18 protein-coding genes are annotated in these 19,537 nt (G+C 71.8%); 12 read left to right on the top strand and 6 right to left on the bottom strand.

Annotated elements, in window-relative coordinates:
- The first annotated feature begins 26 nt into the window (after positions 1-26).
- The 6 genes from QPJ90_RS03555 (at position 27) to QPJ90_RS03530 (ending at position 6,269) form a co-directional block, all read left to right on the top strand.
- Positions 27-908 carry an SMP-30/gluconolactonase/LRE family protein gene (locus QPJ90_RS03555; protein ID WP_290133097.1) on the top strand — a complete coding sequence of 294 codons (882 nt, stop codon included), beginning with the start codon at positions 27-29 and terminating at the stop codon, positions 906-908.
- A 71-nt stretch (positions 909-979) separates the two neighbouring features.
- Complete coding sequence (locus QPJ90_RS03550; RefSeq protein WP_290133096.1) at positions 980-2,119, top strand: glycosyltransferase; 1,140 nt, start codon at positions 980-982, stop codon at positions 2,117-2,119.
- Entirely contained in the window at positions 2,116-3,177 is a 1,062-nt protein-coding gene (locus tag QPJ90_RS03545; protein ID WP_290133095.1) for a glycosyltransferase, read from the top strand. The genes QPJ90_RS03550 and QPJ90_RS03545 overlap by 4 nt, the downstream gene beginning before the upstream one ends.
- A complete protein-coding gene (locus QPJ90_RS03540; RefSeq protein WP_290133094.1) occupies positions 3,174-4,139 on the top strand; it encodes a hypothetical protein in 966 nt (321 codons plus the stop codon). Before QPJ90_RS03545 ends, QPJ90_RS03540 begins: the two co-directional genes overlap by 4 nt.
- A 7-nt stretch (positions 4,140-4,146) precedes the next feature.
- Positions 4,147-5,298, top strand: a complete 1,152-nt coding sequence (gene rlmC / locus QPJ90_RS03535) for a 23S rRNA (uracil(747)-C(5))-methyltransferase RlmC (protein ID WP_290133093.1) — start codon at positions 4,147-4,149, stop codon at positions 5,296-5,298.
- 302 nt (positions 5,299-5,600) lie between these two features.
- The gene (locus QPJ90_RS03530; RefSeq protein WP_290133092.1) at positions 5,601-6,269 is read left to right on the top strand and encodes a transglycosylase family protein; all 669 of its coding nucleotides are present in this window, start codon (positions 5,601-5,603) and stop codon (positions 6,267-6,269) included.
- Between the two features lie 63 nt (positions 6,270-6,332).
- Here QPJ90_RS03530 and QPJ90_RS03525 read toward each other — a convergent pair whose 3' ends face one another.
- Together QPJ90_RS03525 and QPJ90_RS03520 are read right to left on the bottom strand one after the other, a co-directional pair.
- A complete protein-coding gene (locus QPJ90_RS03525; RefSeq protein ID WP_290133091.1) occupies positions 6,333-7,376 on the bottom strand; it encodes an LCP family protein in 1,044 nt (347 codons plus the stop codon).
- Between the two features lie 70 nt (positions 7,377-7,446).
- Positions 7,447-7,848 (bottom strand): MarR family transcriptional regulator, encoded by a 402-nt coding sequence (locus QPJ90_RS03520; RefSeq protein WP_290133090.1) that lies wholly within the window; start codon positions 7,846-7,848, stop codon positions 7,447-7,449.
- 70 nt (positions 7,849-7,918) lie between these two features.
- Here QPJ90_RS03520 and QPJ90_RS03515 point away from each other — a divergent pair, with 70 nt between their 5' ends.
- From QPJ90_RS03515 to QPJ90_RS03505, 3 genes are all read left to right on the top strand, one after another.
- Positions 7,919-10,060, top strand: coding sequence for an efflux RND transporter permease subunit (locus QPJ90_RS03515; RefSeq protein ID WP_290133089.1), 2,142 nt, complete (start codon positions 7,919-7,921; stop codon positions 10,058-10,060).
- 12 nt (positions 10,061-10,072) lie between these two features.
- Entirely contained in the window at positions 10,073-10,726 is a 654-nt protein-coding gene (locus QPJ90_RS03510; protein WP_290133088.1) for a GntR family transcriptional regulator, read from the top strand.
- A gap of 148 nt (positions 10,727-10,874) precedes the next feature.
- A complete protein-coding gene (locus tag QPJ90_RS03505; protein ID WP_290133087.1) occupies positions 10,875-12,404 on the top strand; it encodes an LCP family protein in 1,530 nt (509 codons plus the stop codon).
- Positions 12,405-12,419: 15 nt separating this feature from the next.
- On the opposite strand, the gene QPJ90_RS03500 is transcribed toward QPJ90_RS03505, so the two are convergent.
- A complete protein-coding gene (locus QPJ90_RS03500) occupies positions 12,420-13,055 on the bottom strand; it encodes a TetR/AcrR family transcriptional regulator (RefSeq protein WP_290133086.1) in 636 nt (211 codons plus the stop codon).
- A gap of 49 nt (positions 13,056-13,104) precedes the next feature.
- Here QPJ90_RS03500 and QPJ90_RS03495 point away from each other — a divergent pair, with 49 nt between their 5' ends.
- Together QPJ90_RS03495 and QPJ90_RS03490 are read left to right on the top strand one after the other, a co-directional pair.
- Complete coding sequence (locus tag QPJ90_RS03495) at positions 13,105-13,674, top strand: sigma-70 family RNA polymerase sigma factor (RefSeq protein WP_290133085.1); 570 nt, start codon at positions 13,105-13,107, stop codon at positions 13,672-13,674.
- Between the two features lie 16 nt (positions 13,675-13,690).
- Entirely contained in the window at positions 13,691-14,473 is a 783-nt protein-coding gene (locus tag QPJ90_RS03490; protein ID WP_290133084.1) for an endonuclease/exonuclease/phosphatase family protein, read from the top strand.
- A gap of 3 nt (positions 14,474-14,476) precedes the next feature.
- On the opposite strand, the gene QPJ90_RS03485 is transcribed toward QPJ90_RS03490, so the two are convergent.
- Positions 14,477-15,280, bottom strand: a complete 804-nt coding sequence (locus QPJ90_RS03485) for a hypothetical protein (RefSeq protein WP_290133083.1) — start codon at positions 15,278-15,280, stop codon at positions 14,477-14,479.
- A gap of 147 nt (positions 15,281-15,427) precedes the next feature.
- On the opposite strand from QPJ90_RS03485, the gene QPJ90_RS03480 reads away from it, so the two are divergent.
- Positions 15,428-16,327 carry an SDR family oxidoreductase gene (locus tag QPJ90_RS03480; RefSeq protein ID WP_290133082.1) on the top strand — a complete coding sequence of 300 codons (900 nt, stop codon included), beginning with the start codon at positions 15,428-15,430 and terminating at the stop codon, positions 16,325-16,327.
- Between the two features lie 75 nt (positions 16,328-16,402).
- Here the strand turns inward: QPJ90_RS03480 and QPJ90_RS03475 are convergent, their stop codons facing one another.
- Together QPJ90_RS03475 and QPJ90_RS03470 are read right to left on the bottom strand one after the other, a co-directional pair.
- A complete protein-coding gene (locus QPJ90_RS03475; RefSeq protein ID WP_290133081.1) occupies positions 16,403-18,481 on the bottom strand; it encodes an iron ABC transporter permease in 2,079 nt (692 codons plus the stop codon).
- 2 nt (positions 18,482-18,483) lie between these two features.
- Positions 18,484-19,473 carry an iron-siderophore ABC transporter substrate-binding protein gene (locus QPJ90_RS03470; protein ID WP_290133080.1) on the bottom strand — a complete coding sequence of 330 codons (990 nt, stop codon included), beginning with the start codon at positions 19,471-19,473 and terminating at the stop codon, positions 18,484-18,486.
- Positions 19,474-19,537: the final 64 nt, after the last annotated feature.

The following is a 19,537-nucleotide window of genomic DNA, read 5'->3' as shown; positions in this document are numbered from 1 at the left end:
CCGTACGACCAACGCGAAGGAGCGTCATGGAGTTCACCGAGCTCGTCCCCGACCCGTCCGCCGTCGAGCGGATCGCCACCGGGAGCACCTGGGCCGAGGGGCCGTGCTGGGTCCCCGCGACCAGGACCCTCCGGTGGTCGGACATCCCAGGCGACCGCATCCTGCAGTGGCACGCGGACACCGGCGAGGTCGACACGTACGCCGAGGCCGTCGAGTTCACGAACGGGCGGTTCCTCGACCGCGACGGCTCGGTCGTGCAGTGCTCGCACGGCCTCCGGCGGGTCGAACGCGACCGTGACGGCGAGGTGACCGTGGTCGTCGACGGGTGGAACGGCGGCCGGCTCAACTCCCCGAACGACGTCGTGGTCGCAACCGACGGCGCAGTGTGGTTCACGGACCCCGCGTACGGCATCACCCAGCCGCGCGAGGGACACCCCGGCGTCCGCGAGTACGGCGATCACTGGGTGTTCCGGTGCGGTCCGGACGGAGCGGACCTCCGACCGGTCGTCACCGACGCCGACGAGCCGAACGGCCTCGCGTTCTCGCCGGACGAGCGGGTGCTGTACGTCGCGAGCTCCTCGGGTGAGCTCCCGGTGATCCGGGCGTACGACGTGGACGTCGACGACGTCGGCGTCCGCGTGAAGAACGGGCGCGAATTCGCACGGCTCGGCGCCGACGAGGGCATCCCGGACGGCATCCGCGTGGACGAGCACGGGAACGTCTGGTCGTCGTCGCACCGGGGTGTCGTCGTGTTCGACCCGGCGGGCGAGCGGCTCGGCGAGGTCCCGGTGCCCGAGGTCGTCTCGAACCTCTGCTTCGGCGGGGACGACGGCACGGACCTCTTCCTCACGGCGACCACGTCGATCTTCCGCCTGCGGACCGGAACGAGGGACGCCGTGCTCCGGTGAGCCGAACTTCCCTCGGCTGATACTGCTGTGTAGAATATCATTGCAGGTGTCAGTCGAACGAGGGAGCCACCGTGTCGAAGCGCGTCGCGATCATCGGGACCCGCGGGTACCCGTCCTACTACGGTGGGTTCGAGACCGCCGTCCGTCACGTGGCACCGGCACTCGCCGACGCCGGGTGGGACGTGACCGTCTACGGACGACCGGGCCAGGAGCGCGACGACGACCCGTCGCTCGACCCGCGGATCACCCGGCGCACCACCGGCGGTCTCGAGTCGCGGTCGCTCTCCACGCTGACGTACGGACTGACCGCTGTGCTCGACACGATCGGTCGACGCCCGGACGTCACCCTCGTCATGAACTGCGCGAACGGGTACTGGCTGCCGCTCCTGAAGCTCGCCGGCATCCCGACCGTCGTCAACGTCGACGGCATCGAGTGGGAGCGCGCGAAGTGGGGGCGGCTCGCGAAGGCGGTGTTCAGGACCGGCGCGCGCATGACCGCTCGGACGGCCGACGCCCTGGTGTTCGACGCGCACGCCATCGGGCACTACTGGCGGCGGGTGTTCGGCAAGGACGGCGACGTGATCCCGTACGGCGGGACCGAAGCGACCGCGCTGCAGCTCCACCCCGCGGATGCGCACCTCACCGGGGCCCCGTTCGCGCTCGTCGTCGCCCGCTTCGTCCCCGAGAACACCGTGCGGGAGTTCCTCGTCGCCGCCGAGTGGATCGCGGAGCAGCACCCGGTCGTCATCGTCGGCTCCAGCGGCCACGGTGGTGAGCTCGACCAGCACGCCCGACTGCTCGCCGACGCGAACCCGAACGTGCACTGGCTCGGCCACGTGTCGGACGACGATCGGCTCTTCGCGCTGTGGCAGCACGCCGGCGCCTACTTCCACGGGCACAGCGTCGGTGGGACGAACCCGGCGCTCGTCCAGGCGATGCACCTCGGTGCCCCCACGGTCGCTCGTGACACGGTCTACAACCGCGAGGTGCTCGCCCGGACCGACGCGACCTTCGTCGAGCCGGAGCCCGGTGCCATCGCGGACGCCGTCCTCTCGCTGCTCGGCGACCGGGCCGAGCAGGAGCGTCTCGGACGAGCGGTCCGGGAGCGTGCGCGCGACCACTACACCTGGCGCAGCGTGTGCGACGCGTACGAGCGGGTGCTCGCCGACCGAGCCGGCGTCGCCCCCACCCCGTCGGAGGTCGCAGCATGAGCCCCCGGAGCATCCGCATCGTTCCGGAACTCCGGGCGGTGCACGTCGGGCGTCACCGCGACGGCAAACCTGCCGAGCTCCTCTACCTCGACACCAACTACGACCTCTCGGGCACCGAGCTCGCTCCGGGCATCCGACGGACGACGCTCTTGGGTGCCCTCGGCCGATTCCTCACGACCGACGCGAGCACGCTCGAGGTGCCCGAGCCGCTGTGGATGCGGTTCTGGCCCGAGCACGTGCTCCTCGCGGTCGGCTTCAAGCTGGCGGGGGCGGTCCGTGGTCGTCGGCACCGGGTCGTGACCTACGCGATGGAGAACAACGACCTCGGCATCCTCGTCGGAGGCCGGCGAGCCCTGCCGTCCTGGGTCGTGAGTGCCGTCGGGTTGCTCATCGGGGCCGTCGCGCGGCTGACGCTCGACCGGATCCGGTTCGCAACGCCCGCCGCGTGTGCCGCCTACGCCCGACTCCCGTTCATCCGCTCCGTCGAGCACTCGGTCGGCCTCGAACTCCCGGCGCCCTCAGCGATCCCGAGTGCCGCTGAGCCCGGACGCTGCCTGTTCCTCGGTGTGCTCGAGGCTCGGAAGGGCGTCGAGGTGCTCGCGACCGCGTGGGAGACGGTCGAGGCTTGCCGTCCCGACGCGTCCCTCTCGATCATCGGCCCCGGGCCCGAGTACGCACGGCTCCGGCGCTGGGCATCCGAGCGTCCGGCCAGCCGTCGGGTCCTCGGGCGACTGCCGCACCACGTGGCGAACGAGGAGCTCGGCCGTGCGTCGGTACTCGTCGCTCCGTCCGTGCCGGACGGCCGGTGGCGTGAGCAGGTCGGTCTGCCCGTGAAGGAGGCGCTCGCCGCCGGGCTGACCGTCGTCACCACCGACCAGACCGGCCTTGCCCCGTGGCTCGCCGAGCACGGACACCGGGTCGTGCAGCCAGGAGACCCCGTGCTGCTGGCGGACGCCCTGGTGGCCGCACTCGACGCCCCCCTGTCGCGCGAGGTGGTCCGTGCAGACCTTCCCGAGCAGGACGGCCGACTGGTCGCCGACGCCTGGCTGCACGCATGAGCGGCGCTCGGATCACGGTCGTCAACACCCTCGGGGGAGCGCTGCACCACTACTCGACGGCGCTCGTGGCGACGCTTGGCGGTGACGCTGCGGGGGTCCGGCTGATCCGTGTGGACGAGCCGAGCGTCGCGGGGGGCTCCGCGCTCGCCTGGCTCGGCCGGACCCTCCGCGCGCTGGTCGGGGCTCGCCGCTCGGGCGGTCGCGTCCTCGTGACCTGGCCGGTGCTGGGGCACCTCGACCGGATCGTCATGCGTGTCGTGCTCGGCGGCCGTGCCGACGCCGCCATCGTCGTGCACGACCCGCGGCCGCTCGTCCACGCGCGCGGCTACGGCCGTCTCGCGCGGTGGGCCGGTGGCTGGTTCGGTCGCCGTGTCCGGCTGATCGTGCACAGTGAGACCGCTCGTGCCGACCTCCGGCACGACTGCCCCGGCGACACCGCGCTCCTGCTCCCGCACCCGGTCGCACCACGCCGGCTCCCGGTGCGGAGCCCACGCGACGAGATGTGCGTCGTCCGGGTGCTGGGGCAGTACAAACCCGACCGCGACGTCGACCTCCTGCGAGCCCTCGCCGATCGACTGTCGGGGTCGAATCGTCTCGAGGTGATCGGTCGTGGATGGCCGGCCGTCGACGGCTGGGAGGTCCGGGACGCCTTCGTCGACGAGGTCGAACTCGATCGACTGATCGCCACGGCCGACGTCGTCCTCGTGCCGTACCGCCGCTTCTACCAGTCCGGCGTGGCGATCCGGGCCCTCGAACTCGGAACTCCGGCGGTCGGCCCCGCTGGATCGAGCATGAGCGACCTCTACCCGGACGACCGCTACCTCGCCGGGGATTCCATCGGATCCTGGTGCGCCGCGATCGAACGAGCCATCGGGGCATCCCGAGACGGCACCGCGGCGCTCGCGCGGGCCGCTGACGCTCGCGCACGAGGCGCGTGGCGAGGGGTGTACGCCGTATCCTGAGCCGGCCATGCAGTGCGACTACTTCGACCGCGGGGTGTGCCGATCGTGCACGCTCATGGGCCAGCCCTACGCCGACCAGGTCCTCGACAAGGAGATCCGGACGCGGGAGCTGCTGCACGACGCGGTCGAGGCGGCCGGGGGTCCGTCGGCCGTCGACTGGCTTCCGGCCGTCACCAGCCCGGAGTCGGCCTACCGGAACAAGGCGAAGATGGTCGTCGGCGGATCCGTGCAGCGCCCCACGGTCGGGATCCTCGATCACCGGCAGCGCGGGGTGGACCTGCGGCACTGCGGCATCTGCACGCCCGGCATCCAGCGGGCGCTGCCGATCCTGGCGCAGTTCATCGAGGACGCCCGGCTGATCCCGTACGACGTCGCGACCCGTCGGGGTGAGCTCAAGTTCGTGCTCGTCACGGAGTCACCCGACGGCGAGCTCATGGTCCGGTTCGTGCTGCGCTCCGAGGGGCAGCTGCCCCGGCTCCGCGAGCACCTCGGCGCGCTCCGGTCGGTGCTGCCGGAGGCCGTGGTCGTCACGGCGAACCTGCTCCCCGAACACAAGGCGGTCACCGAGGGCGACCGGGAGATCGTGCTGACCGACCAGGAGACGCTGCCGATGCGGATGGGTGCCGTCACGATGCACCTCCGCCCGCAGAGCTTCTTCCAGACGAACACCACCGTCGCCACGCAGCTCTACGCCCAGGCGACGACGTGGATCGACGAGGTGGACCCCGCGTCGATGTGGGACCTGTACTGCGGCGTCGGCGGCTTCGCCCTCCACGCGGCCCGGCCGGGGCGTGCGGTGACGGGCATCGAGACCAGCCGTGAGGCCGTCCGGTCCGCGGGGCAGTCCGCACGCGAAGCGGGTCTCTCGGACGTCCGGTTCGCCGCCGACGACGCCACCGAGCACGCCCTCCGTGCCCGACCGGACACCGTGCCGGAACTCGTCGTCGTGAACCCGCCGCGACGCGGGATCGGGGCGACGCTGTCCGAGTGGCTCGAGCAGTCGACCGTCGAGCACGTCGTGTACTCGAGCTGCAACCCCGTCACCCTCGCGAAGGACCTCGCACGCATGGCGTCGTTCCGGCTCGACCGGGTCCGGGTGCTCGACATGTTCCCGCAGACCGGCCACCTCGAAGCGGTGACGCTGCTCTCGCGGTGGTGAGGGGCGCCTCCAGGCCGTTTTTCCCAGGGAATTGCCAAGGGAACATCCTGGGGTACATGGTGATCTGCGCTACGGCGGCGATCGCCGCGTACAGGAAGACACCCGGGGGACACAGCACCACCGGGTAGAACCGTTTGTCTCGGTTTGATAACGGTGCGGAGTTTCCTATGGTGGCCCACCGAGGTGCCACCGGCGCGAAACCACTGCCCCCGGTGGCGCACCCCACAACGTGACCGCGGACGGTCGGGGTGGGCAGTGGACAGCCGGATCCTCCCGGCGCGTGACCCCGGTGGAGCAATCACATGAAGAAGCTTTCCCGTACCCGCACCATCGTCGGTGGCCTCGCCTTCGCAGGCATCGCCGCGACGGGTGTCGGCCTCGCGGCGGCGCCCGCGAACGCAGCGTCCGGTTCGACCTGGGACGCGCTCGCACAGTGCGAGTCCGGCGGCAACTGGGCCATCAACACCGGCAACGGCTACTACGGCGGCCTGCAGTTCACCCTCGGCACGTGGCAGGCCAACGGCGGCTCCGGCAACCCGGCCTCGGCGAGCCGTTCGGCGCAGATCGCCGTCGCCGAGCGCGTCCTCGCCTCGCAGGGTTGGGGTGCATGGCCGGCGTGCTCGGCCAAGCTCGGCCTGAGCGGCACCACCGGCGCGGCCCCGCAGGCCGCGGTGCCGGCGCCCGCTCCGCAGCAGAGCGCCACGCAGGCGGCGCCGCAGCAGGCCGCCCCGCAGCAGGCGGCGCCGCAGCAGGCTGCCCCGAAGGCCACCGCCCCGGCGGCGTCCAGCAAGCCGGCTCCGGTGAAGACGAGCGGCAAGACCTACAAGATCGCCTCGGGCGACACGCTCGACAAGATCGCGACGAAGCTCGACCTCGAGGGCGGCTGGAAGCAGCTCTGGGCGGCGAACACGTCGACCATCGACGACCCGAACCTCATCTACGCGGGTCAGACCCTGCAGCTCCCGGCCTGATCGTCGTGACTGCGTGACGAACCCCCTCGGCCACGACCGAGGGGGTTCGTCGTCCGTCCGGCACTACTGCGGGTTCGCCTCGAGCCAGGTCGCCACGTCGTCGGAGCGCAGCGCCTGCGACAGGGACTGCACGGCGAGGTCGTTCAGCGTGACGTACGACTGACCGTCCGGCGACGTGCCCCCGCCCGCGCTCGGCATCGTGAAGGTGACGAGGTCGGACGAGCGGACGTCCCGAAGGGACCACCCGAGACCGACCAGGGTCCGGAAGTCGAGCCCGGCGTCGACCGAGAGGTGCTCGCTCGTCGCCGACACGAAGTCCTGGATGCGCCCGGGGTTCGTGATCGTCCCCTTCGACAGCACGCCGTCGACGACGCCGCGCATGAACGCCTGCTGGTTGCGGACGCGGGTGTGGTCGGCGTCGGCGAAGGCGTGTCGCTCGCGCACGAAGGTCAGGGATGCATCGCCGTCGAGGCGGTTCGGCCCCGCGCAGAAGTGCGTGCCCGCTCGCGCCGTGAAGTCGGACGGCGATCGCACGGTGACGCCGCCGAGTGCGTTCGTCATGTCGCGGAACCCGGCGAAGTCGATCTCGGCGACGTGGTCGATGCGGCTGTCGAGCAACCGCTCCACGGTCTGCACGACGAGCGGCACGCCACCCCAGCTGTACGCGGCGTTGATCTTCGCCCTGCCGCGCCCCGGGACCTCGACCCACGAGTCGCGCATGATCGACATCAGGTACACGGCGTCCCGGTCCGCCGGGACGTGCGCGAGCATCAGGGCGTCGGAACGGCCGCCGGCCGCGCGGTCGCCGTCCGGGTCGTCCTGCGCGCGTGAGTCCGACCCGATCAGGAGGATGTTCTGCGCTCCGTCGGTCGCCGCGGGACGCGGACCCGACGGGAAGGCGTCCGGGAGCGTCGTCGTCCTGTCGTCGAACGACCGCGCGAGGCCCCCGACGAAGAGGCTCGCGGTCACGGCGATCACCGTGCCGACGCCCAGGAGCGAGCCGAGCGTCGCGACGAGCGCGACGAGGAACGGGCGCTCGCGGCGCGCCGATCGATGGGCGACCGCGACGGCGTCGGCGGCGGCACGGGCGGCACGGCGTTCGGACATGCGGGCTCCTGCTCGACGGGTCGGCCCTGACGCCGACCTCTCCAGCGTACCGCATGCGGTATTCCAGATGCTAGAGTGCGCGCTCGATGATGGCGGCGAGTGCCTGACGCAGGCGCTCGTCCTCGGGGAGGACCTCGCGCTCGACGTGCTTCGCCGTGTCCCAGGCCGCCCGCCCGGCGTCGGTGACCGTCACGACCCGACGCCGACGGTCGTCAGGGTGGGGTGACCGCTCGACGAGTCCGTCCCGCTCGAGCCGTTCGAGCGTGCGCGACATCGTCTGTGGCTGCACCCGTGCGACCCGGGCGATCGTGTCCGCTCCGGTCGGCCCGGTGCGGATGAGGATGTCGATCGCGATGAGCCCGGCGTGCGGGAGCCCGATCTCGCGGAGGCGCTCGTCCCAGTCGCGTTCGACCCGTCGGGCGGCCGCGGCCAGCAGGCGACCCATGGGCCAGGCTGCGGGCTCGTCGTGCATGGATGCAGTCTACGGAGGCCGCATCGACACCAGATGATCAGCATGCTGACGATCCGTGTACGCTCGCACCGTGTCCCGCTTCCTCCGCATCGTGCTCCCCGCCGTCGTCATCGTCGCCTGGCTCGCCGTCGCCTCCGTCGGCGGACCGTACTTCGGCAAGATCGCCGACGTCTCGACGAACGACCAGACCTCGTTCCTGCCGGCATCGGCGGACGCCACGAAGGTGCAGGAGCGTGCCGCCGAGTTCCGGCAGGCGTCCGGGGCACCGGCGATCGTCGTGCTCGAGCGCGACGGTGGACTGACCCGGTCAGACCGCACCGCCGCCGCGCAGCTCGCCGACAGGCTCGGTGACCGCGACGACGTGCAGGGCGTGAGTCCTGTGATCCCGAGCGAGGACGGCGACGCCCTCGAGATCGTCGCGACGCTCACGCAGTCCGCGGAGACCGGTGACGCGGTCGGAGCGATCCGCGCGGACGTCGACGACGCCCTCCCGTCCGGGTTGCGCGGGTACGTCACGGGACCGGCCGGGTTCACCGCCGACCTGACCGAGGCGTTCGCCGGCATCGACGGGCTCCTGCTCGGTGTGGCGCTGGCCGCGGTGTTCGTGATCCTCATCGTCGTGTACCGGTCGCCGCTCCTGCCCGTGCTCGTCCTCGGCACGGCGTCGTTCGCGCTCTGTGCCTCGATCCTCGTCGTGTACTGGCTCGCGAAGGCCGACGTCGTGACCGTCAACGGCCAGGTGCAGGGCATCCTCTCGATCCTGGTCATCGGCGCCGCGACCGACTACGCGCTGCTGTACACCGCGCGCTACCGCGAGGCACTCCGAGACCACCGGACCGGATGGGGTGCGACGAAGGCGGCCCTGCGCGGGAGTCTGGAACCGATCCTCGCGTCGGGTGGCACGGTCATCGTGGGCGTCCTCTGCCTGCTCTTCTCCGACCTCAACTCGAACAAGGCGCTCGGCCCGGTGGCGGCGATCGGCATCGCGTTCAGCCTGCTCGCGGCGCTCACGCTCCTCCCCGCGCTGCTGCTCGCCTTCCGGCGCGCGGCCTTCTGGCCGCTCCGGCCGGCGCACGGGTCCGCCCACCCCGTCGTGTCGGGTCCGGACGCGAAGGGGCTCTGGGCATCGGTCGGGAGGCTCGTGGCACGTCGGTCGCGGATCGTCTGGGTCGTGTGCACGGTCGGCCTCCTCGCCATGGGGGCGGGGCTGTTCGGCCTGCGTGCCGACGGCGTGCCGCAGAGCGACCTCGTGATCGGGGCGTCGCAGGCCCGCGACGGCCAGGACGTGCTCGCCGACCACTTCCCGGGCGGTTCCGGCAGCCCGGCGCAGGTCATCGGGAGCGCAGCGCGGCAGGACGCGCTGGTGCGGGCGATCTCCGACGTCGACGGCGTGGACGGGGTGACCGCGGCGGCGAAGGACTCGCCGTCCGGCACCGTGCCGGTGAGCGGCGAGCGCGACGGAACGGCCGGCGGTGGCGCCGGCGGGAGCTCGGGCGAGCCGACCGTGTCACGCGGGGACGTCCTGCTCGAGGCCACGCTCGCCGACCCGGCGGACTCCGCGGCCGCCGAGCAGACGGTCCGCGACCTCCGGACCGCCGTCGAGCGGGTCGACCCGGACGCGATCGTCGGCGGGGTCACGGCGACCGCCCTCGACACGAACGACACGGGCATCCGCGACCGCTCGGTCATCATCCCGATCGTCCTCGTCGTGATCCTCCTCATCCTCATGCTCCTGCTGCGGAGCATCGTCGCGCCGCTGGTCCTCATCGGCAGCGTGATCGTCTCGTTCGCGGCCGCGCTCGGCGTCGGTGCGCTCGTCTTCGACCACGTGTTCCACTTCCCCGGCGCCGACCCGAGCGTGCCGCTGTACTCGTTCGTGTTCCTCGTGGCGCTCGGCGTCGACTACAACATCTTCCTGATGACCCGGGTCCGGGAGGAGGCCCTGCTGCACGGCCCGCGCGAGGGCGTGCTGCGGGGCCTCGGCGTCACCGGTGGCGTGATCACCTCCGCCGGCATCGTCCTCGCGGCGACCTTCGCGGCGCTCGGCGTCATCCCGATCCTGTTCCTGGCGCAGATCGCATTCGTCGTCGCGTTCGGCGTGCTGCTCGACACCGTGGTGGTCCGGTCCCTGCTCGTCCCGGCCCTGACGTACGAGCTCGGACGGCGGGCATGGTGGCCGTCGCGCCTCTCGCGCGCTGCCCATCACATGTGACACGCTGGGCGCATGCCAGTGCCCTCCACCCAGCCCGCCGCCGAACGGAAGCTCCTCCGCGACACCGTCCAGGACAAGATCCGCGACGCGATCATGGACGGCACCCTCGAGCCCGGTGAGCGCCTGAACGACGACGACCTCATCGCCTGGCTCGGCGTCTCCCGCACCCCCATCCGCGAGGCCCTGGCAGAGCTCTCCCGGTCCGGCCTGATCGAGATGGCACCGAATCGCTACACCCGTGTGGCAGCGCCCACGAAGGACGAGCTCCTCGACGCCTACCGGACCCTCGGGGTGATCTACGGCGGGGTCGTGCGCCTCGCGGTCCCGCGCTTCACCGAGTCGCAGCGCAAGAAGGTCGTCAAGATGCTCGACGACGTCGTCGCCCGCTCGTCGAAGGGCAAGCAGGACGAGGTCGCCCGTGACGGCGCGAACATCTACGCGATGTGGGTCGAGGCCTGCGGCAACGCGTCGCTCGCGTCACTCTGCCGGTCGACGACCGACGGCCTGGCGTTCAAGCTGCGGGTGCCCGAACTCGCCGAGCTGATCCCCGTGGACACGGTCGTCCCCGAGCTCGAGAAGCTCAAGGCCGCCGTGCTGGCGAAGGACCCGATCGCGGCCGAGCTCGCGATGGAGGCCGTGCACCTGCTGCCCTCGCGCGACCAGTAGCGAGGGTCGCGGACGCGACCACCCAGCGGACGGGAGGCGCGGTGCCGGCCCGCACCGCGCCTCCCGTCCCTCTCGTTGTCACGGCGGTCCGGAGCGACCTGCCAGGCGTTCTCATGGCAGGTTCGAGCACTGCAGTTACCCTTTCCGGGTGAGCGATGCACCCGACGAGACGACCCGCCGCGCCCGGCGCGGCTCCGTGCCGCCCCGCCACGGGCGGCAGAAGCGGCGCCTGAGCGCCGTCTTCCCGGCGATCGCGGGTGTGGTCACCATGGCGATCGCCCTGAGCGGCGCGTACGCCTTCTACACGTACGACCAGCTCGCGGGCAGCGTCACGATCGTCAACGCGATCACCGGCAAGAAGGACACCAAGAACGACGTCGACGGCGAAGCGCAGAACATCCTGCTCGTCGGCGACGACCACCGGCCGGACAACGCGACCCCCGAGCAGATGGCCGAGCTCAGCACGACGAGCGACGGCGGGGCGACCAACACGGACACGATGATCGTGCTCCACATCAACGCCGACGGCTCGCAGGCGACGATGATCTCCTTCCCGCGCGACTCGTACGTCGAGATACCGGGCGTCGGCAAGGGCAAGCTCAACAGCGCCTTCTACTACGGCACCCTCAACGGCGGGGGCGACACCGGCGGTGCGAAGCTGCTCATCAAGACGATCGAGAACGTCAGCGGACTGCAGATCGACCACTACGTCCGCGTCTCCCTGCTCGGCTTCTACCAGGTCGTCAAGGAACTCGGGCCGGTCGACGTCTGCCTGAACAACGCGGTGAACGACCCGTACTCGGGCGTGAACCTGCCCAAGGGCAAGAGCTCCCTCGACGCCAAGCAGGCGCTCTCGTTCGTCCGCCAGCGCCACGGTCTGCCGAACGGCGACCTCGACCGCAACGTCCGCCAGCAGTACTTCCTGTCCCAGGAGGCCCGGAAGGTCCTGTCCGCCGGCACGCTGCTCAACCCGGTCAAGCTCGGCAACATCCTCAAGGCCGTCGGCGGATCGATCCAGACCGACACCGACCTGGTGTCGCTCGCGGCCCAGATGCGCGACCTCCGACCCGGCAACATCCAGTCGGCGACGATCCCGACGCTCGGCACGCCGACGATCTACGTCAACGGGTCCGCGCTCTCGATCGTCCAGGTCGACGAGGTCGGTCTGCCCGCCTTCGTCCAGGGCCTCGTCGGGCAGCCCGAGGCCTACACCAAGGCCACCAGCGCAGAGCCGGCGAGCACGACGGTCACCGTGCTGAACGGCAGCGGGGTCACCGGCGCCGCGGCGGCCGCGACGCAGAACCTCACCGCGCGCGGCTTCCAGGTCGGGACGCCCGGGTCCTCGGAGACCACGAAGGCCACGCAGGTGCAGTACCCGAAGGGCATGGAGGCGCAGGCGAAGGCCGTCGTGGCGGCCACCCCGGGGGCCGTCGCGGTCCGGACGAACGACGTCACGGGCGTCACGCTCGTGCTCGGCTCCGACGGCAAGACGGTCTCCGCTCCGGCCCAGCCCGGGTCGTCGGCCTCGACGCCGGCCGCCGGCGGGTCGGGCTCGTCCGGTGGGTCGTCCTCCGGCGGGTCCTCGTCCGGTGGATCGTCCGCGAAGCCGAGCAGCGAGCCCTCGCCCAAGTCGACCGACGTGCACAACTACGGCAAGGCGAACGTCTGCATCAACTGACGCCGGCGCCCGGTGTCACGCCGCGGTCGCGTGCTGCCGGATCGCCGCGATCGCGGTGTCCAGGCCGACGGCGAGCGGTCGCACGTCGCGGTGGACCTGCGCGAGGAGCAGGCCGCCCTGGAGCGCCACCATCACGGCGGTCGCCAGCGTGGCCGGGTCTGCGTCGGTGTCGAGCACGCCGCGCTGCTGCATCGTGGCGATCCCCCGGCGGAAGCCCTCCTCCCAGCGGCTGAACCCGGCGGACACCAGACCGCGTGCGGCGCTGTCCCGTTCGGCGACCTCGGTGCCGAGGGAGCCGAGCGGACACCCGCCCACGCAACCACCCGCGTGCGCGCCGTCCACCATGCGGTCCCGCCAGCGTGACCAGGCCTCCCAGGTCGAGAGGTCGGCGTGGTCGGCGCCCTGGTGCGTCAGGACCGCGTCCGCCTGCCGGTCGATGACGTCGTGGACGAGTGCGTCCTTGTCCGAGAAGTAGTGGTACAGCTGCGACCGCCCGACACCGGCAGCAGCACCGATGTCGTCGAGGGTCGTGCCGGTGACGCCGCGGGTCAGCATGAGCTCCGCGGCGACGTCGACGATGCGGGCCCGGGTCCGCAGTCCCTTCGCGGTGCTGCGGCGAACGGTAGCGGGGCTGGTCCGTGTGGCGGGCATGTGGAGAGTGTACTTGTGAGTCCATTTTGCAGCATGCAAAATACCGGATATGAACGACGAACTCCTCGCCAAGCGCTCCCAGGAGCGCGACCTGATGCTCGCGGTGGCCGCCGGTGACCGTCGCGCGTTCACGGCCCTGCACGAACGCTTCCGCCCGCTCGTCGAACGGTACGTGCGCCACCAACTGAACGACCCCAGCCAGGTGGAGGAGGTCGTGCAGGACGTGTTCCTCGAGATCTGGCTGATCGCCGAGCGCTACGACCCCCGACACTCGGTCATCGCGTGGGTCCGGACGATCGCGCAGCGCCGGGCCATCGACCGTGTCCGGAAGAGCCGCGCCGACCGAGACCGCGACCGCCGCATCGGAGCCCGGGACCACGAGGTCGTCGACCACTCCGCCACGGAGCGTGCCGAGAGTGTCCTCGACCGCGCGGCCCTCCGCCGTGCCGTCGCCGAGCTGCCCCCGAGGCAGCGCGAGGCAGTCGTGCTGCGGCACCTCGTGGGGCTCTCCGGGCCGGAACTGGCGATCGAACTCGGGGTCCCGGTCGGGACCGCCAAGACGCGGGCCCGGGACGGCGTCATCGCGCTCCGGCGGGTCATGGTCCCGGAGCCCGCGTGATCGGTAGGTTCGACGGGTGAGCAGCGCCGAGCGTCCGATCACCCTGATGACGTACAACATCAAGAACCCTGATCCCGCACACGACTGGCCCGCGCGGCTGCCGGTGCTGCTCGACATCGTGCGACGCCACGACCCCGACGTCCTGTGCGTCCAGGAGGCGTTCGACCACCAGATGGACGACCTGCGTGCCGGACTGCCCGGGTACGGCGACGTCGGTCAGGGCCGGGAGGGCGGGAGCGCGGGTGAGCACGCTGCCGTGTTCTTCCGACGTGATCGACTCCGTCCCGTCGAGCACGGGTCCTTCTGGCTGTCGGACACACCGGACGAGCCGGTGTCCAACACCTGGGGGAGCGTGTTCCCCCGGATCGTCAACCACGCGCGGTTCCTCGACGTCGACGGCGCGGCCTTCACGCTCGTGACGACCCATCTCGACCACGAGGAGGGCCCGCACGGTGACGAGGTCCGGGCGAGGAGCACGGCCGTGATCGCGGAGCGCACGGCCGCTGTCGACGAGCCGGTCGTGGTCGCCGGGGACTGCAACGAGCCGGCCGGCGTCGGTCGGGCGTCCCGGGTGCTCGTCGAGGCCGGGTTCACGGACGCGTGGGACGTCGCCGGGGACCCCGAGGACCGGACCGCGACCTTCAACGACTGGGAGCCGCCGGTGGCGTCGGGTGAGCGCATCGACTGGGTGTACACGCGGGGTGTACGCGCCGTGGACCGGGTCGTGATCGACCACGACGGGCCGGAGACCTGGTTCGCGAGCGACCACTTCCCGGTCGTCGCGACGATCCGGGTGTGAGGGTCAGCAGCCGTTCGTCGCGTTGACCGGCATCGGGGAGCCGAGCACGGTCACGGTGGTGTCGTCGGTCAGGGCGGAGACACCGTTGCGCTCGGTGTCGTCGCCGCGGGGGTCCTTCGCGCCGTCGGTGTCCTCGTCCGACGCCGCACGCGCGCGGCGGTCGTCGCTCGACCGGTCGTCGCTCGACCGGTCGTCCGTGCGCTGCTCGGTGTCGTCCCAGCCGCGCTGGAGGAGCACCTGCCAGGCCGAGGGGTCGTCCGAGTCGTCCGAGCCGAAGGACATCCGGTCCTGCGGGGCGGTCCGTTCGATGCGTCGCTCGATGTCGTCGCCGACCTGCACGCCGTGCGGACCGGACAGCTCGACCATCGACCCACTGCGGGACCGGACCTCGTCACGGAGGACGCGGATCTCGACGGCGTTGCCGAGCTCGGCGGGCGTGGCCAGTGCGGCGACGCGGATCGCACCGCCCCAGGTGTAGGTCGTGCCGGCCGGGAAGCACGCCCCGCCGTCTCCCTCGGCCGTCTGGGTGCGCGACGGCGTACCGAGGAGCCGGTTGAGCAGTGAGACGGTCGACCGTGCATCGCGCATCGACACGTCGACGACGGTGCGGTCGTCACGCTCGAGGACGAGCGACTCGGCGCGGAGCTCGATGGCGTCGACGCGCTTGAGCTTGCCGTTCGACACGGACGACGTCGAGGTGGCCGTCTGCGTGGGTTCCGCCGCCCCGGCGGGTGCGCCGGTCGCGAGCACGGTCGCCGAGGCGGCCAGCACGGCGACGCCGAGCGCGAGGGAGGGGCGGAAGGTCACCAGTCGACCGTACGGCCTCGGACCTCGGTGGACGACGGGTGTTACCGAATCGGTTCCGGGCCGTCACCGCACCGTGACATTCGGCGACACCCGTCGGGGGACAGTGCCTGGACGTCGGCGCTGCCCGGCCTGCGTACCGTACGGCGCATGACGGACCAGTACACGATGCAGGACCCGACCGCGATGTACGCGGACAAGAAGCCCGACGAGCAGTACCTGCCCGGCGCCGGCACCGACGAGGAGATGGCGCAGAACGTCCCGGCCGACCACGGTGAGGACACCTACCGCGGCTCCGGTCGTCTCGAGGGCCGGAGGGCGCTCGTCACCGGCGGGGACTCCGGCATCGGCGCCGCCGTCGCGATCGCGTACGCACGGGAGGGCGCCGACGTCGCGATCTCCTACCTGCCCGAGGAGGAGGAGGACGCGCAGCGCATCGTCGGACTCATCGAGGCCGCCGGACGGACGGCGGTGGCGCTGCCCGGGGACATCACGTCGAAGGAGTGGTGCGAGGAACTCGTCGCGAAGGCCGTCGAGGGCCTCGGCGGACTCGACATCGTCGTGAACAACGCCGGCAAGCAGCAGAACGTCGACTCGATCACCGACATCGAGGACGAGGAGTTCGACGAGACCTTCAAGACGAACGTCTACGCGACCTTCCGCATCACGAAGGCCGCCGTGCCGCACCTGGCTCCCGGGTCGACGATCATCAACACGACGTCGATCCAGGCGTACGCGCCGTCACCGCACCTCGTGCACTACGCCGCGACGAAGGCGACCGTGAACAACCTCGCCAAGGGCCTCGCCGCGCAGCTCGCGCCGAAGGGCATCCGGGTGAACGCCGTCGCACCCGGTCCGATCTGGACGCCGCTGCAGCCCGCCGGCGGGCAGAAGCCCGAGGACCTCCCGAGCGCGGGCGAGCAGACCTACCTCGGTCGCTGGGGCCAGCCCGCCGAGCTGGCGCCGGCGTACGTGTTCCTCGCCAGCGGCGAATCGTCCTACGTCGTGGGGGAGACGCTGCACGTCGACGGCGGGATGCCGACGCCGTAGCGGCGACCACGTGACGGACGGGAGGCACGGTGCCGGCTGGCACCGTGCCTCCCGTCCGTCAGACCGCGAGCGCCGTCAGTGCGCTCGTGGCGTCCGCAGGAGCAGCCACACGAAGTACGGCGTCCCGACGAGCGCGGTGAGGATGCCCGCGCCGAGCTGCGCCGGCGCGATGACCGTCCGTCCGAGCAGGTCACCGAGGCAGACGAGCACCGCACCGAGCAGCACCGCCACCGGCACGACCCGGGCGTGCGCTCGACCCACCAGCGAGCGGGCCGCGTGCGGAGCGACCAGCCCGACGAAGCCGATCGTGCCGACCGCCGCGATCGCCGTCGCGGTGAGCAGCACCGAGAGCGTCAGGAAGCCGAGTCGGGTCCGGCCGAGTCGGACGCCGAGCAACCGGGGCGAGTCCTCGTCGAGTGAGACGAGGTCGAGCTCCCGGTGCGCCGGCAGCACGAGCACGAGCGCGACGACGAGCACCACGACGACCGGGAAGGAGTCCTGCCACGTCCGGCCGTACGTCGAACCCGACAACCAGGTCAGTGCCTTGTTCGCGTTGAACGGGTCGGTGACCACGATGAGCAGGCTGATGAGTGCCGTGAGCCCGGCCGACACCCCGACGCCGACGAGCACGAGGCGGTTCTGTCGGAAGCCCCCGCGGGCAGCGAGACCGAACACCACGAGCGCCGCCACCGCGGCACCGGCGAACGCGGCCCCGGCCACGCCCCACGTCGACGCCGCGGGGACCGCCGTCACGACGAGCACGGCACCGAGGCCGGCCCCGCTCGAGACGCCGAGGACCCCGGGGTCGGCGAGCGGGTTGCGGGTGACGCCCTGCACGAGCGTCCCGGCGAGTGCCAGCGCTGCACCGGCGAGGAGCGCGGCGGTGACCCGCGGGACGCGGGTGTCGAGGATGAACGAGATCGCCTGGGTCGCCCGGCCGGTCAGCCAGTTCGTCACGTCACCGAGCAGGAGCTTCGCGTCCCCGAGCAGCACCGATGCGACGATCACGCCGACGAGCACGGCCACGAGGGCGACGACCGTCAGGGTGACCGCGAGTCGACCGGGGATGCGCGAGACCTCGAGCGGGGTGGTCTGCCCGGGGTCGCGCATCCGGAGCGCCATCACGACGAGGAACACCGCGCCGACGACGCTCGTGACGACGCCCGTGGGGACGGTCACGGCCCGGTCGCCCGACACGACGGCGCGGAGCAGGACGTCCGAGGCGACCACGATGCCGGCTCCCACGAGGCCCGAGACGGTCAAGAGCGCCCAGGATCGGTGCAGGGTGGGGAAGGTCCGCGCGACCGGACGGACGAGTGCCGGCGCGCACAGGCCGACGAAGCCGATCGGTCCGGCGATCGTCACGGCCGCGGCGGAGAGCAGCACCGCGAGGACGACCGCGACGATGCGGGTGCTCCGGACCGGGACGCCGAGCCCGCGGGCGGCGTCGTCACCGAGTGCCAGGGCGTCCACCCGGTGGGAGAGGACGAGGAAGCCGACGACCCCGACCGCCACCACCGGGAGCATCGGCAGGATCGTGTCGTACCCGTTCTGCGCGATGCCGCCCTGGTTCCAGCTGTAGAGCCCCCGGGTCTGCTGCGGGAACAGCAGGACGAGCGCCTGGGTGACGGAGCCCAGGCCGAGGGCGAGCGCCGTGCCGGCCAGGACGAGCCGCAGGGTCCCGCTGCCGAGTCCGGACAGCGCGAGCACCAGGGCGGCGGCCGCGAGTCCCCCGAGGAAGGCGATGCCGGACTGCGCGACGACCGGCAGTCCGATGCCCGACACCGAGACGATGCCGAGCGCGAGGTACGCGCCGGCGTTGACGGCGAGGGTGTCCGGCGCGGCGAGCACGTTCCGGGTCACCGCCTGCAGTGCGGCGCCGGCGACACCGAGCGCGAAGCCGACGACCAGCCCGGCGACCGCACGGGGGAAGCGGGAGGCGACGACGACCGACGCGTCGGCGCCGTCCACCCGGCCGGTGAGGGCCTTCCAGACGTCGGCGACCCCGACGTTCGCGGTGCCCTGGGTGGTGTCCACCGCGGCGAGCACGGCGACGAGCGCGATCCCGGCGACGAGGAGCAGGACGCCGAGCGCGGGCCGGGCGACGCTCGTGGAGCGCCTCCCGGCCCGCGCCTGCGTGGCGGTGCCGGTCACCGCTACTTCGTGAGCGCGGCGACCGCGGCGTCGACGTACGCGTCCATCGCGCCGGGCCCGCCGAACATCCAGATGCCGTCGTCGAGACGGTGCACGTGGTCCTGCTCGACGAACGGCAGCGACTTCCACACGGCGTTCGACGCGAGGGTCTTGCCGAAGACGTCGTCCTCGCTCGCGGCCTTGTTGTCGATGTAGAGGAACTGCGTGTCGGCGGGGAGCTTCGTCAGCCCCTCCACGTCGGTCGAGCCGAGGCCGTACGCCGCGTCGCCCTCGATGCCCGTGCCGGACCAGGCGTCCGCGAGCCCGAGCTCCGCGTTGACCTGACCGATGAGCGAGCCCTTCGTGTACGGACGGATCGTGACCTGGTTCGACAGGACGTACCCGTCCGCGAACGCCACCTTCGTGCCGGCCTTGCCCGCGTCGGCGATCTCCTGCTTGCCGTCGGCGATCTTGTCCTCGAGGGCCTTCCACACGGTGTCGGCCTTCGCGGTCGTGCCGGTGGCCTCCGCGATGAGGTCGAGCGTGTCCTTGATGGTCTCGAGCTGGGCGCCCGACTTCGCCGAGGCGATGACGATCGTCGGGGCGATCTTGCGGAGCTGCGTGATGACCGAGTCCTTGAGGTCGGTCGTCGCGACGATGAGGTCCGGGGCGATCGAGGCGATCGTGTCCGTGCTCGGCTCACCGCGGGTACCGATGTCCTTCGGGTCGCCGGTCAGCGGGACCTTCGAGTCCCACTGGCTGTAGCCCTTCACGTCCGCGACGCCGGCGGGTGCGACGCCGAGGGTCTCGAGGTCCTCGACGACGTTCCACTCGGTGCCGACGACCTTCTTCGCGGGGCCGTCGAGCGTCACCTTCGTGCCCTGGGCATCGGTCACCGTGATCTTCGCGGCGGAGGGGCTGGCGTCGGAGGCCTCCTGCGTGGAGCCGCAGGCGGTGAGGGCCAGCGCGGCTGCGGCGGCGATGGCGGTGGCGGTGAGGAGTCGTCGCTTCATGGCGGCTCGGGTTCTTCCTGTTCGGTGGGGGTGGAGCTGTCGGTCGGACGCGTGCTGCGCGCCC

Origin of the sequence: Curtobacterium sp. 458, assembly GCF_030406605.1 — a bacterium.
Taxonomy (GTDB): domain Bacteria; phylum Actinomycetota; class Actinomycetes; order Actinomycetales; family Microbacteriaceae; genus Curtobacterium.
This window is presented reverse-complemented; position numbering and strand designations above follow the sequence as displayed.

Coding starts and splice junctions, on each gene's coding strand:
- QPJ90_RS03555 (WP_290133097.1), top strand. CDS start 27: ATGGAGTTCACCGAGCTCGTCCCCGACCCGTCCGCCGTCGAGCGGATC.
- QPJ90_RS03545 (WP_290133095.1), top strand. CDS start 2,116: ATGAGCCCCCGGAGCATCCGCATCGTTCCGGAACTCCGGGCGGTGCAC.
- QPJ90_RS03540 (WP_290133094.1), top strand. CDS start 3,174: ATGAGCGGCGCTCGGATCACGGTCGTCAACACCCTCGGGGGAGCGCTG.
- rlmC (WP_290133093.1), top strand. CDS start 4,147: ATGCAGTGCGACTACTTCGACCGCGGGGTGTGCCGATCGTGCACGCTC.
- QPJ90_RS03530 (WP_290133092.1), top strand. CDS start 5,601: ATGAAGAAGCTTTCCCGTACCCGCACCATCGTCGGTGGCCTCGCCTTC.
- QPJ90_RS03525 (WP_290133091.1), bottom strand. CDS start 7,376: ATGTCCGAACGCCGTGCCGCCCGTGCCGCCGCCGACGCCGTCGCGGTC.
- QPJ90_RS03520 (WP_290133090.1), bottom strand. CDS start 7,848: ATGCACGACGAGCCCGCAGCCTGGCCCATGGGTCGCCTGCTGGCCGCG.
- QPJ90_RS03510 (WP_290133088.1), top strand. CDS start 10,073: ATGCCAGTGCCCTCCACCCAGCCCGCCGCCGAACGGAAGCTCCTCCGC.
- QPJ90_RS03500 (WP_290133086.1), bottom strand. CDS start 13,055: ATGCCCGCCACACGGACCAGCCCCGCTACCGTTCGCCGCAGCACCGCG.
- QPJ90_RS03495 (WP_290133085.1), top strand. CDS start 13,105: ATGAACGACGAACTCCTCGCCAAGCGCTCCCAGGAGCGCGACCTGATG.
- QPJ90_RS03480 (WP_290133082.1), top strand. CDS start 15,428: ATGACGGACCAGTACACGATGCAGGACCCGACCGCGATGTACGCGGAC.
- QPJ90_RS03470 (WP_290133080.1), bottom strand. CDS start 19,473: ATGAAGCGACGACTCCTCACCGCCACCGCCATCGCCGCCGCAGCCGCG.